Source organism: Gardnerella sp. DNF00354, from assembly GCF_049262755.1.
GTDB lineage: Bacteria > Actinomycetota > Actinomycetes > Actinomycetales > Bifidobacteriaceae > Bifidobacterium > Bifidobacterium vaginale.
Window position 1 is genome coordinate 1,352,319 of sequence record NZ_CP058402.1, and the last position, 13,301, is coordinate 1,365,619.

Consider the following 13,301-nt stretch of genomic DNA (forward strand, 5'->3'; position numbering starts at 1 on the left):
TTTTTGATTTTTATTCTGACTTTTATCTTGAATTTTATCTAATGCAGACTAAGCTTGCGACTTTTCCTCAGCCTCTTTTTTAGCTGCAACTCTCTGTTCGTGACGCCAACGAATTCCAGCTTCAATAAAACCGTCAATATCACCGTCAAAAACAGCCTGAGTTTGCGAAGTTTCGTAGCCAGTGCGCAAATCCTTCACCATCTGGTATGGGTGAAGCACGTATGAGCGCATTTGGTCTCCCCAACTTGCCTTAATATCTCCAGCAAGCTCCTTCTTTTTAGCAGCTTCTTCGGCATGCTTTAACACAAGCAAACGCGATTGCAAAACCGCCATTGCAGCAGCTCGGTTCTGAATCTGGCTGCGCTCATCTTGCATTGAAACAACCAAACCAGTTGGCAAATGCGTGATGCGCACAGCGGAATATGTAGTGTTTACGCCTTGTCCGCCAGGACCAGACGCCTGGAAAGTATCCACACGAATGTCAGAATCTGGAATGTCAATATGATCTGTAGCTTCAACAAGTGGGATTACTTCTACGGCACTAAAGCCAGTTTGACGCCTGCCTTGATTGTCGAATGGAGAAATACGAACCATTCTGTGAGTGCCGCCTTCTACGGAAAGACGACCATACGCATATGGGGCATCAACTTGGAAAGTGGCGGATTTAATACCAGCTTCTTCTGCGTAAGACGTATCCATCATCTTAGTTTTGTAGCCGTTTCGTTCCGCCCAACGCAAGTACATTCTAAGAAGCATTTGCGCAAAATCGGCAGCATCCACACCACCCGCACCAGAGCGTATTGTCACCACCGCTGCACGAGCATCATATTCGCCGTCAAGAAGAGTTTGAACTTCCATATCGTCCAACTCGTGAGCAATAGAGCCAAGCTCCTCTTGAGCCTCGCTCATAGAATCAGCATCCTCTTCTTCCTGACCAAGTTCAATTAAAGTCTTAGTATCTTCAATGCGTTGCTCAACGGCTTGTAAACGCTTTAATTGAGACTGAGCTGCCGAAAGCTTACTCGTAACTTGCTGAGCGTGCTCAGAATCATCCCAAAGTCCAGGCTCCGAAGCCTGCTTTTCTAAATCTGCAATAGCAGTCTTCAACGAATTAACGTCTAAAGCCTTAGAAATCAAAGAATACTTTGCTTCAACATCATTTAACGCTTGGGCAAAATCAAATTCCGCCATTTACTTAAAGTACCTCTTTATATTTTATATTATTCGTTTTACGCACTTACTATTCGAAGTTTAGCGTACGGTCAAAATCTCTGGACCATTCTCAGTAATTGCAATCGTATGCTCAGTGTGTGCACCGCGAGAACCATCAGCAGAACGAAGAGTCCAGCCGTCCTTTGGATCTTGGTAAATTTCATCAGTAGTCTTTAGGAACCATGGCTCAATTGCAATCACAAGACCTGGGCGAAGCTTATAACCGTGGTGAGCAGTACCATCGTTAGGAACGTGTGGATCGCCATGCATAATATGACCAACTCCGTGGCCGCCAAACTCAAGATTTACGCTGTAACCATACTCATGAGCAACGCATCCAACAGCTGCAGAAATGTCTCCAAGACGGTTTCCAGGCTGAGCCATGTTAATTCCAGCCTCAAGTGCTTCCTCAGTGCACTTAATTAAGCGCAAATCTTCAGGATCCGCATGCTTTCCAACCACAAAGCTAATAGCAGAATCTCCAACCCAGCCATCAACGTTAATTGCCAAATCAAGAGTCAACAAATCGCCGTCTTTAAGGTTGTAATCAAAAGGAACTCCGTGAAGAACAGCATCGTTTACAGAAGTGCAAATGTAGTGCGCAAAAGGACCAGTTCCAAAATCAGGAGCGTAGTCAACATAGCAAGAAGATGCACCTTTACGGCTCATAATGCGTTGACGAACAAAGTCATCAATCTCAAGAAGATTTGTGCCAACTTTTGTCATTGCTTTCAAGTCTTTAAGAATACTACCAACGAAGCGACCTGCAGGCTTCATAGCTTCAATTTCGGATGGAGTTTTAAGTTCAATCATGATTTAAGACTAACTCGCAGGCACGAAAATAGCGCAAAATATGGCGAAAATACTAGCTAATGATGTCGCTTAATACTTGTAATCTAGGCACATGCCTAATAACAATGAAAATAATAATGCTAATAACAATAAGGAATCGCAGAAGGAAATTTCTGCTGTAAATTTTGACCCAGCTTCCTTCTCATCGGTTACTCGACCACAAGACGATTTGTTCCGTTACGTAAACGGTCCTTGGATTGACACTTACACTCTTCCAGAAGACAAACCAATGTATGGTGCTTTCTACAAGCTCGCAGAAGATGCAGAGACGCAAATTCGAGATATTTTAGAAAGCGAAGATTGCCCAGCCAAAAAGTCGCGAATCTTATACCGCAACTATTTAGATACTGCATCTATTGAAAAAGCTGGAATTACGCCAATTAAGAGCGATTTAGACGCTGTTGATGCAGCTAGCAGCAAAGAAGACTTAGTTCGCACTATTGCTTCTCTTACTCCATATGGCGGACCTAATGCAATGTTTGCTTTTGGCGTCTGCGGAGACCCTAAAGACCCTAAGACGAATATTATGCACATTGAGCAGGCTGGATTGGGCTTGCCAGACGAAGCATACTATCGCGAAGATAATTACGCTCCGATTCGCGCTGAATACGTAAAAATGGTAGCTTCATTGTTGCGCTTAGCTGGATACGGTGATGCCACTACTACAAGAGAGCAATCGGAACGTTTCTTGAAGGTGGAAACACAAATCGCAAGCAACCACTGGGATAACGTAGCAACACGCGATTCTCAAAAAACTTATAATCCTTACGATTATGCGGATTTGGCAAAAACGCTTGAAGCGTTAAATCTTGACGCCTTCCTAGATGCTGCTCAAAAATCTTACGACGATTCCGAAGAAGCAAAGAATCAGCCAATAGATTTTCGTAAAGCTTTTAGCAAAGTAGTAGTTCACGAGCCAAGCTTTATAGAAGGATTGAATAAGATTTGGCAAGAAGCCGACTTAGAAGATCTAAAGATTTGGGCACGCGTGCACGTGATTTTATGCTGGGCAAGCATGTTAAGCGAGGATTTTGCACAAGCACGATTTGACTTCTACGGCAAAGTTCTTTCTGGCGCCACCAAGCCGCGCGACCGCTGGAAGCGCGCAATCGGAGTTGTTGACGATGCTTGCGGTGAGGAAGTTGGCCGCGAATACGTGCGCTTGCACTTCCCTGAGTCTTCTAAAAAGTATATGCAAGGCTTAGTTGACAATCTTATTAACGCTTACCGCGAGTCGATTTCTCACAGCAGCTGGCTTGGCGAGGAAACTAAAGCAAAGGCTTTGGAAAAGCTTAGCAAGTTTGAGCCAAATATTGGTTACACTAATCATTGGATTGACTACTCTGCTCTAAATATTAAGGAAGACGCTGGCTTAATTGAGAATATGCGCGAAGTTTCTCGATTTGTGTTTGGTAGGTATACTGCAAAAGCTGGAGAACCTGTGGATCGCGAAGAGTGGCAGATGACTCCGCAAACTGTAAACGCTTACTACGATCCGCTGCTTAACGTAATCGTGTTCCCAGCTGCGATTTTGCAGCCGCCATTCTTTAGCCCTAGTGCTCCAGACGCAGCAAACTACGGTGCTATTGGTGCCGTAATAGGTCACGAAATCGGCCACGGTTTTGACGATCAAGGTTGCGAATACGACGGCGACGGCGTGCTTAACAATTGGTGGACAGAAGAAGACAAAACCAACTTCACTGAGCGCACTAAAGCGCTTATTGAGCAATACAATGCTTTTACTCCAACGCAGCTTATTGTTAAATACTCTCACTTAAAGAGCAAAGAAGAGCGCGATGCAATGCCTCACGTAAATGGCGCTTTAACAATCGGCGAAAACATTGGCGATTTAAGCGGCGTAACTATTGCGCTTAAAGCGTACGCTTTTGCTTTGCAAAAGAGCAAGGGACAAGAAATCGACGGAAGTGACGATGCGATTCGCGAAACTTTGCTGAACGCTCCTAAGATTGATGGTTTCACTGCTTTGCAACGATTCTTCTTAAGCTACGCACTTGTGTGGCGTTCAAAGGCTCGTAACGAGATTGCGGAGCAATACCTTCAAATCGACCCACACTCCCCTGCAGAATGCCGCACTAACGGCATTGCACGCAACGTTGACTTGTTCTACGATGCTTTCGACGTTAAAGAAGGCGACGAGATGTGGCTCGACCCTGCTAAGCGCGTACACATTTGGTAAATCGCAAATAAAACACAAATAAAGTAAACAAGTAAACAAAAGCCTGCAAGCGTTTAAAACGTTTGCAGGCTTTTTAAATGATACTAATCAGATTCACTAATCAGATTCACACGCCGAAAGCGTAGGTCTTAACATCCGACAAATTACCGTTCTCATCGTAAGCTTCGAAATGAGTCCAGTAAATGCCTGGGCGTGGGCTCCACAAAGCCCAAGGACCATCAAATCCTTCAACCCACTGCTTAGCATTGTAATCATAAATCTTAATCTTGGTAGAACCATTAGGATTATTAGTAGTTGCACCAAGAAGAACATTATTACCCTGCCATGCAGCATAAGTTCCAGAAACAACAGTCTGACTTGGAACAGCATAATGGAAAGCAATAGTCTTTTCTAGAACAACTTCCTTGGTAGAAGGATCACGAGCTTCGCAATGCAGCCAATAGTCACCTGGCTTTGTAACCCACGAAGCCCAGTTTCCAGTACTCCAATCAGCAATAGTAGCCCACTGCTGAGTATTCAAATTGTAGGAAAGCCAACGATACTCAAGCTGCTTGTCGGTGTAAGCATTTGCACCAACAGCAATATCGTTATTACGGATAATCCAAGCAAAATCAAGGTGAGGAGCCACGCCTAATTTGCCTTGTGGGTAGTCAGTGTCTCCAACCTGAGTTGAAAGAGTTAAAACAGATACTCTTCCGTATGATGTACCTGCTATTTCGCCATATCCGAAGGAAATGTTTTCTGGATTCAAAATCTGGTAAAGATGAGCATTGTCAGTAGTTGCAGCACCATTAGACTGGTGTAATGCAGATTCCTCTCCAGCAGTCCAATCCGACATAGCTTCTTCTGGGCTTTCACCCCAAGCAATGTTTTCGCCCCAAGCCTTACGACCATCGTAGTTTGGAAGGCTCACACCATCCGCAGCAAAATGACCAAGTTTTCCATGCTGAACAGTCTCATTTGCACGACGATAAGCATCCTCTTCATTAGCACGATCGTAGCGAATATCGTTAATATACTGCTCTTTTGTAAGACCTTTAGAAGCAACATAATCCGCAAGAGGCATACCGTTCATAAGGGTAACGCCATCGTCATAATACTTTGAACGCACATCACGAATTGCACCTAAAATGTATCTTGCAACTGACTGATTCTGAACTTGCCAATTAGTATTAACATTAGCAACACTGTGATTCTGCACTATAACCAAAGCACTAGCAGATACTGCAGTAGATCCAATCATTGCTACGCAAGCAACGGCTGATGCCGCAGCAGCTAAACATTTCTTTGCAGAAAATACGTGCGACTTATGCCACATAAATGTAGTCCTCTCTCCACGTGATTAATAACTACTTTTTCAGTAATCCCTGATTCAAATAACACAAACATGTAGGCAAAAAATTCAAGTTTCACCTTCCAATGCTAATGAAAAACAAAAACTACTTCCGCTAAGTATATCAATCTACATATATTTTTCGCATTTTAGACTCGCCTACTCAGTTTTATATATTTTGTCAAGAGTTTTTAAACGATGTGCATAAAGCATAGGCTTTAACCACATTGATAAAAATATCTTGCAAAACTATTTTTGATACTTCATAGTTGATTCTACTGCGGCGAATTTATTGAAAATCACAATAATCAACACGTGTTGCGCGATGAATTTTGAGATTTAAATTAGTCGCAGTCCAAACTTTTGAAAGGTTAAGAATATGGCACAACAACAAGCAACACTAACAATCAGCGGCTATGTAGGGAGTGACCCTGTGAACTTTAGTCGCAACGAAAACTCACCCGCATGCTCACTTAGAATAGGAAGCACAACGTCTTACTATCATAGCGAAGAAAGACAGTGGAAAGATAGACCGACAACTTGGATGACAGTAAAAGCATACAAGTCTTTAGCTGCAAATGTGCTAAAAAGTGTGCATAAGGGAGATGCGATAGTCGTGTGTGGAAATTTAAACACGGAATCCTGGCACAAAGATGGAGAAGACCGATCTCGAGTTGTATTAGAAGCAACCGCAATTGGACACGACCTGAATCGAGGAATCAGTGCTTTTACTAAATACTCTTATAATCGTGGAAGAACCGATCAGAGTAACAATAGCAAATATCACACTAATCAAATAAACCAGGAAAATCGGGCAAATCAAGATACTTATTCCAACCAAGATTTGAGCTTGGCTATGAAAAACCCTATGGCTAATACATATTCTATGGATTCTTCGCAAGAAAACGACAGCCAAGAATACCATTATGATGCTGAATCTTCAGCAAAAGAAACAATAGATTTCGGCTCACAAGTCGAAGAAAACCAATATGACGATATTGAAGGAGGTGTAAATGATTTTTAGAAAGTTTTAATAGAATTAAACATTAAAACTTATGAACATTTTATTTTAACAATTCAGATAATTTTTTGCTTTTCATAACAATATTGCCGCTGAAAATAATGCGTATAATATGCGAAGCATTACATCAACGGCAATATTGCTTAGTCGTTTAATTGTTTAATCGTTTAATCGCTGATTCGTTGTTAACAGTTATTGCGATTACAACTGTTCGCGAACGCGCTCTACAATTCGAGCAGCAGCATCATCCACTGGGACTGCCTCAACGTTTGAGCCGTTTCGATCGCGGATTTCAATTGTGCCATTGTTCACAGTATCGCGGCCAGCTACAGCGATCAGCGGCACACCAACAAGCTCAGCATCCTTAAACTTCACGCCTGGAGAAACCTTTGGACGATCGTCGAAGATTACTTCGATTCCCTGCTTACTAAGCTCTTCAACAACCTTCTCAGCAGCATCGAAAGCAACTTGATCCTTGCCAGTAGCAACAACGTGAACTTGAGCTGGAGCAATCGCCATAGGCCATGCAAGACCAGCATCATCGTGATGCGTTTCTGCCAAGCATGCAATCACGCGGCTAACGCCAATACCATAGCAACCCATCCAAACTGGCACAGCCTTACCATTTTCGTTAAGAACGCTTAAGCCCAAAGCCTTAGAATACTTTAAGCCAAGCTGGAACACCTGTCCGATTTCCACGCCTCGTTCGAAACTCAATGGACCAGAACCATCTGGACTCATATCGCCATCGCGAACCTGGGCTGCTTCAACAACACCATCAGCTTCAAAATCGCGTCCGTAAACAGCGTTATAAACATGCTTTCCATCTTCGTCGGCTCCTGTAATCCAGGCGCTGCCCTTTGCAACGTGAGCATCCATCAAGTAGCGGACAGGATTTTCAATTCCACTACCCTCTTTGCGAGCTTGAGGACCTAATACGCTAAAGCCAATGTAGCCCTTAACAAACTCAGGATGAGCCTTCAAATCATCCTCAGTTGCTTCTTCAATTTCTGCAGGAGCAAACTGAGCTTCAAGACGCTTCATATCTACCTGGCGATCACCTGGAATACCAATAGCAACGATTTCGCGCCACGGCTCATCGTGCTCGCCGCCAGCCGCATCTGCAGGGTGCTTAACAGCAATAATCAAGTTCTTCAAAGTGTCGCTTGCTTGCCATTCGCGGCCATCTTTGCGCGGATGCAAATCGTTAGAAACTTTAACCAAAGCCTCAATCGTCTTAGCATCTGGAGTTTCGAGAGCTTCTGCTGCAGGAGTTGCCGAATAATCAACATCTTGCATTTCTGGAGTGGTAAGAGCCTCAACATTCCAAGCTTTTCCAGAAGGAGCGAGCGCAAAAGTATCTTCGCCAATTGGCATTGGAGCCAAGAATTCCTCAGAATCAGAACCACCCATAGGACCAGAAACAGCGTGAACAATCACGTATTTAATGCCCAAACGGTCGAAAATTCGAGCGTAAGCAGCACGCTCTTCAACATAAGCAGACTTCAAACCATCTTCGTCAATCGAGAACGAATAAGCATCCTGCATAATAAACTCGCGGCCGCGGATAAGACCTGCGCGAGGACGGAACTCGTCGCGATACTTCGTTTGAATTTGATACAAAGTAACTGGCAAATCCTTGTAAGAAGAATACATATCCTTAACAAGGAGCGTGAAAACTTCTTCGTGCGTTGGAGCAAGAAGATAGTCAGCCTCATGACGATCCTTAAGGCGGAAAATGTTGTCGCCGTACTCTTCCCAACGGTTTGTAGCCTCGTATGGCTCGCGAGGAAGAAGCGCTGGGAAGTGAACTTCTTGAGCGCCGATACCGTTGATTTCTTCACGAATAATCGCTTGAACCTTGTTTAAAACCTTGAGTCCAAGCGGCAACCAAGTCCACACACCTGGGGCAGATTTACGAATATAGCCTGCGCGCTGCATAAGTTTTGCGGAAGTCACGTCCGCGTCTGCTGGATCCTCGCGCAGCGTACGAAGGAACAGCTGAGACATACGAAGTACATTGGAATTCATGCGTTCCAATCTATTTGCGCATGAGGACATAAACACTTGTTTACACAGCTAATCAAAAGCAAAAACACTTTACCGACTTTGTAGCTCTAAATGGAGTGTTGGACTACAAACTCGGGAAACATCCTCCGCATTTTGTACCAATTTTGACCCGAATCACGTACAAAAAGCGGAAAAACTGACGCACTTTGTGACTCAAAATAACGCGAAGGCAGGTCGTGGCGCAAAATGCTAAAACTCATTATCGAAGGAAAATTCGTCATTATCTGCGTAATTGACAGCGCCAAAAATGTCAAACTCTTGCTGATTTGCAGAATCGCCTTCAAACTTATCTGTCAAAAATGCAGAAGCACCACCGCTAGCAAGCAGCTCACTCGCACGTTTGGAAGCCTCACGCAAAGATCCATCAAGCAGCACAGCATCTGCCGAAACACTAAACGCGCGATCGTTAATACCTTCCAAATAAAGTCCGCTCAAATTTTCCACGCGAGAAAGCGCCACATATCCCATTCCGGGAGCGAAAGTTCTACGCAAATCCATTACCGCACTGTCAAGCGTCATACCTTGCGATTTATGAATCGTAATTCCCCACGCGCATCTAAGTGGCACTTGATTTACGCTAGCAAGAACAGTTTCACCATCCGTCATTTCCCAAGCAGCCGGCTTAAGAGTGACAATATTGCCGTTTTCAAACTCAACAATCGGCCATCCGCCTTTAGATTCAGGTGCGAATCTCAAAACTCGCCCAACCGAGCCGTTCACATATTGCTTATCTTGATCGTTTCGCAACGCCATTACCGCAGCTCCAGCCTTTAATACAAGCCGTTCTGGAGCGAGCATATTCTTTTTTAAACGCTCGACGAGATTTTTAGGGCCAGCTTCCGTTGCCACGAATTCGTGAGGCTCAGCATCAATTGCCGCAAGCTGCACATTATTTAAGCCATCTGCCTGTGAGTTCGTAGGGAAAAGATGCACTGAAACTTCATCGTCTTGCGGATACTCACCAAGGCGACTGGCCAACACTTGCTTATCTTCGTCGCTTACAAGACCGCCACGAATATCCGTCAAAACTTCAAGCAATTTGCCGTCATCCTGACGATGTTGCTCAGTTAAATAGCACACAACAGGCTTTAAAGCATCCCAGGCGAAAGATTCCGTAATATAGCCTTCTGGATTTTTGCCAGCAGCAGCATACTTTTCGCGCGACTCAATAAATGCCTGACTTGGCTCGAACACATCGCGATTTCGCATAGAAGTACTTACAGGAGGCAGCTGGAAGAAGTCGCCTGAAATAACTACTTGAAGTCCGCCGAAGGGAGCAGAGTTTTTGCGCACTTTACGACATACTTCATCAACCATGTCGAAAAGCCACGCGTGAATCATTGAAACTTCGTCCAACACGAGCACGTCCGTGGCTTTTATGCGTTTTCCTCGCCTAGCTCTAATGGTTTTAAGAAGCGAATCGGTAAGCGCGTTTGAAACTCCAACTCCACTCCACGAGTGAATGGTTTGACCGTTTAAATGAGTTGCCGCAATGCCGGTAGAAGCAGTTACGGCAACGCTTAAACCGTTTTTTCGCATTTCGCGAATAGCTTCGTTTAATGCGTAGGTTTTACCTGCACCCGGAGCGCCGGTAATGAACGCGCTTGCACCAGCGTTGATTATGGTTAGGGCTTCGGATTGCTTCATTGGCAGTACCTTTTATTGCGTTTAGTAGTCGCGCTTTTCCGCGGAATTTACGTCTTCTAGCGCCTCTCCGCGACGCTCATAGTCACGAAGCAAGCTCGTGCTCTCAATGTGCTGTGCGCCAGCTTTTGCCTGTGCTTCGCTTGGGCCTGGAGCTGGAACGAACATCATATCGCGGTAGTAACGAAGCTCGTCAATCGACTCAATAATATCCGCGAGCGCACGGTGACCGCCATGTTTTGCCGGCTTATTGCGATAAACGTCCGGGTAAAGCCTGCGCGAAATTTCCTTCAACGTGCTTACGTCGATTACACGATAGTGCAAATTTGCCATTAAATCTGGCATGTAACGGTCGAGGAACTTTTTGTCGGAACCAACCGAGTTTCCAGCAAGATGAGCTTTTCCGCGAGCCGGCAGGAAGCGCTTTACGTACTCAACTACCTGCTTTTGCGCTTCTTCTAGCGGCAAACCGTTTTTATTCCACTCGTCAACAAGCCCAGAAGAAGTGTGCATATTGCGTACAAAATCGTTCATATGAGCCACAGCAGCATCGCTAGGCTTAATCACTAAATCAATACCGTCGTCTAGAACTTTCAAATTAAAATCGGTTGGAACTACAGACACTTCGCATAATTCGTCGTGGAAAATATCAAGTCCCGTCATCTCACAATCGATCCAAATTAAGCGCGATTCTTCCGGCGTAAACGTAAGATCTTCCTTAGCTTCAGCCATTTTCGTTCCTTTCCTAATATTTTTTCGAACCCATCAGCCTACATCTTCGTACAGACGACTATGAGCTGAGTTGTACGAAATACTGATTTAAGCATCTAATAAATCCTGCATAAGGTCATCTGTGTTATTAAATGATTTTCCATCATGAGCTTCAGCTTGACTACGAGCTTCAACACTTTCACGGCTTTCACGAGTAATCAAAAAAGGCATAGCCTGATCAACAATTGACTGTCTTAAAAAGACATTAATCGCAGTCGACAAATCCATTCCCATTGAAGAAAATAATTTTTTTGCTTCCTCTTTAACTCTAGAATCTGTGCGAAAACTCACAGTTGCTTGATGCGTATTTTCAGCATATTTACTTTTGACGCTATCGCTAACCAATATTGCAGACAATTTTATACACACTTTCTAATGATTTTTATTTTTATTAAATTGCTATTGTAATACAATATACATACAACAGCAATCATAATGTTTAAACAAACAAAAACGACGAAAAGTTAGAAAGTAGAAAATAAGACTTAGCTAACTTTTCGCCGTTTAGTGCAAAAATACTTGCGATTTATACGTGATTTATACGTGATTTATACGTGATTTATACGAGCACGACATACACACCACGCGATTTAGTTGTGGAAACCGCTGTAGTTTGGCGCTTCTGCAGTCATCACAATATCGTGAGGATGCGATTCGCGAAGACCTGCATCCGTAATGCGAATAAAGCGTCCGCGCTCTTGCATTTCCTTAATATTGTGCGCACCAACGTAGAACATGGACTGATGTAATCCGCCGAGCAACTGGTAAAGCACAGCGTTAAGCGGACCGCGATATGGAACTTCGCCTTCCACGCCTTCTGGAACCACCTTATCGGAGCTTGTAACGTCTGCCTGGAAGTAACGATCCTTCGAATAAGACTTCTTACCGCGAGGAGCCATTGCGCCAAGCGAACCCATGCCACGATAAAGCTTGTACTGCTTGCCGTGAAGCAAAACCTTTTCACCAGGAGCTTCCTCGCAACCAGCCAAAGTACCGCCGAGCATAACGGTGTCAGCACCAGCAACCAAAGCCTTAGCAATATCGCCAGAATAGTGAATACCACCATCAGCAATGCATGGTACTCCAGCAGCCTTGCAAGCTTGAGCCGCATCATAAACAGCAGTAAGCTGAGGCACACCAACGCCAGCAACAACGCGCGTAGTGCAAATAGAGCCTGGTCCAACGCCAACCTTTACAGCGTCAACACCAGCATCAATCATAGCTTGCGCGCCTTGGCGAGTAGCAATATTTCCGCCAATAATTTGTACGCCGTCGAAAGCCCTATCTGCCTTAATTCTGCGAATCATATCTAGAGCCAAGCGAGCCTCTCCGTTTGCGGTATCAACCACAAGCACGTCAACTCCAGCCTCCATAAGAGCGCATGCACGCTGCCAAGCATCCCCAAGGAAGCCAATTCCAGCAGCCACGCGCAAGCGACCCTGATCATCCTTAGTAGCATCTGGATACTGCTCAGTCTTCACAAAATCCTTAACAGTAATCAAACCAGTAAGCTTGCCTTCTGCATCAACCAAAGGCAATTTTTCAACTTTGTTGTCTGCAAGCAAACGATGCGCGTCTTCTTTAGAAATATTAGAAGGACCAGTGACGAGATTTTCGCGAGTCATCACGTCTTTGACTTTCAAACGATCATAGTCTTCGGAAGCAATGAAACGCATATCGCGATTGGTAATAATACCAACTAGACGATTTTCGCTATCTACCACTGGCAAACCCGAAATATGAAAACGCCCGCACAATTTATCTAAATCTGCGAGCGTTGCATCTGGGTGAACAGTGAGTGGGTCGGTAATCATACCAGACTCGCTGCGCTTAACAATATCGACTTGCGCAGCCTGATCATCTATAGAAAGATTGCGATGAAGAACACCAATTCCACCATTTCGAGCCATTGCAATAGCCATATCGGACTCGGTTACTGTGTCCATTGCTGCAGAAATTGCAGGAACTTTCATAGTGATTTCGCGAGTCAGATGAGTAGTTGTATCCACTTCGGAAGGAATAACATCAGTCTCATTTGGAAGCAACAGCACATCATCATAAGCAAGGCCGAGCTTCTCGAAAATTGGTGGAACAGGAGCATACACGGATTCCGTGTTCATATCAGTTGTAGCCATAGGGTTACTATACGTTTTTGCTATGACGTTTGTAAAAATCGCGTTTCATGAACTATGATTCGCGAG

Annotated in this window: 10 protein-coding genes; 2 read left to right on the forward strand and 8 right to left on the reverse strand. The window is 44.4% G+C overall.

Annotated features, from left to right (window positions below; genetic code table 11):
* Positions 1 to 48: 48 nt before the first annotated feature.
* Positions 49 to 1,191, reverse strand: a complete 1,143-nt coding sequence (gene prfB / locus HXT24_RS05410; protein ID WP_004114918.1) for a peptide chain release factor 2 — start codon at positions 1,189 to 1,191, stop codon at positions 49 to 51.
* A 60-nt stretch (positions 1,192 to 1,251) separates the two neighbouring features.
* Complete coding sequence (gene map, locus HXT24_RS05415) at positions 1,252 to 2,025, reverse strand: type I methionyl aminopeptidase (protein WP_004107450.1); 774 nt, start codon at positions 2,023 to 2,025, stop codon at positions 1,252 to 1,254.
* Positions 2,026 to 2,116: 91 nt separating this feature from the next.
* Between map and HXT24_RS05420 the strand changes: the two genes are divergently transcribed.
* Positions 2,117 to 4,261 (forward strand): M13 family metallopeptidase, encoded by a 2,145-nt coding sequence (locus HXT24_RS05420; RefSeq protein WP_422119296.1) that lies wholly within the window; start codon positions 2,117 to 2,119, stop codon positions 4,259 to 4,261.
* Positions 4,262 to 4,367: 106 nt separating this feature from the next.
* Here the strand turns inward: HXT24_RS05420 and HXT24_RS05425 are convergent, their stop codons facing one another.
* Positions 4,368 to 5,579 carry a CAP domain-containing protein gene (locus HXT24_RS05425; protein ID WP_422119297.1) on the reverse strand — a complete coding sequence of 404 codons (1,212 nt, stop codon included), beginning with the start codon at positions 5,577 to 5,579 and terminating at the stop codon, positions 4,368 to 4,370.
* 394 nt (positions 5,580 to 5,973) lie between these two features.
* Between HXT24_RS05425 and HXT24_RS05430 the strand changes: the two genes are divergently transcribed.
* Positions 5,974 to 6,618, forward strand: a complete 645-nt coding sequence (locus HXT24_RS05430) for a single-stranded DNA-binding protein (protein WP_116692017.1) — start codon at positions 5,974 to 5,976, stop codon at positions 6,616 to 6,618.
* A gap of 198 nt (positions 6,619 to 6,816) precedes the next feature.
* Here HXT24_RS05430 and HXT24_RS05435 read toward each other — a convergent pair whose 3' ends face one another.
* The 5 genes from HXT24_RS05435 to guaB all read right to left on the reverse strand — a co-directional run bounded on the left by HXT24_RS05435 (position 6,817) and on the right by guaB (position 13,235).
* On the reverse strand, positions 6,817 to 8,646 hold the full coding sequence (locus tag HXT24_RS05435; RefSeq protein ID WP_422119298.1) for a proline--tRNA ligase: 1,830 nt from the start codon (positions 8,644 to 8,646) through the stop codon (positions 6,817 to 6,819).
* A gap of 228 nt (positions 8,647 to 8,874) precedes the next feature.
* Positions 8,875 to 10,332 (reverse strand): ATP-dependent DNA helicase, encoded by a 1,458-nt coding sequence (locus HXT24_RS05440; RefSeq protein ID WP_422119299.1) that lies wholly within the window; start codon positions 10,330 to 10,332, stop codon positions 8,875 to 8,877.
* Positions 10,333 to 10,353: 21 nt separating this feature from the next.
* A complete protein-coding gene (gene orn, locus HXT24_RS05445; protein WP_004117685.1) occupies positions 10,354 to 11,061 on the reverse strand; it encodes an oligoribonuclease in 708 nt (235 codons plus the stop codon).
* 87 nt (positions 11,062 to 11,148) lie between these two features.
* Positions 11,149 to 11,457: a type II toxin-antitoxin system RelB/DinJ family antitoxin gene (locus HXT24_RS05450; RefSeq protein ID WP_422119300.1), complete on the reverse strand. Its 309-nt coding sequence runs from the start codon at positions 11,455 to 11,457 to the stop codon at positions 11,149 to 11,151.
* Between the two features lie 233 nt (positions 11,458 to 11,690).
* Positions 11,691 to 13,235: an IMP dehydrogenase gene (gene guaB, locus HXT24_RS05455; protein ID WP_410312636.1), complete on the reverse strand. Its 1,545-nt coding sequence runs from the start codon at positions 13,233 to 13,235 to the stop codon at positions 11,691 to 11,693.
* Positions 13,236 to 13,301 lie beyond the last annotated feature (66 nt).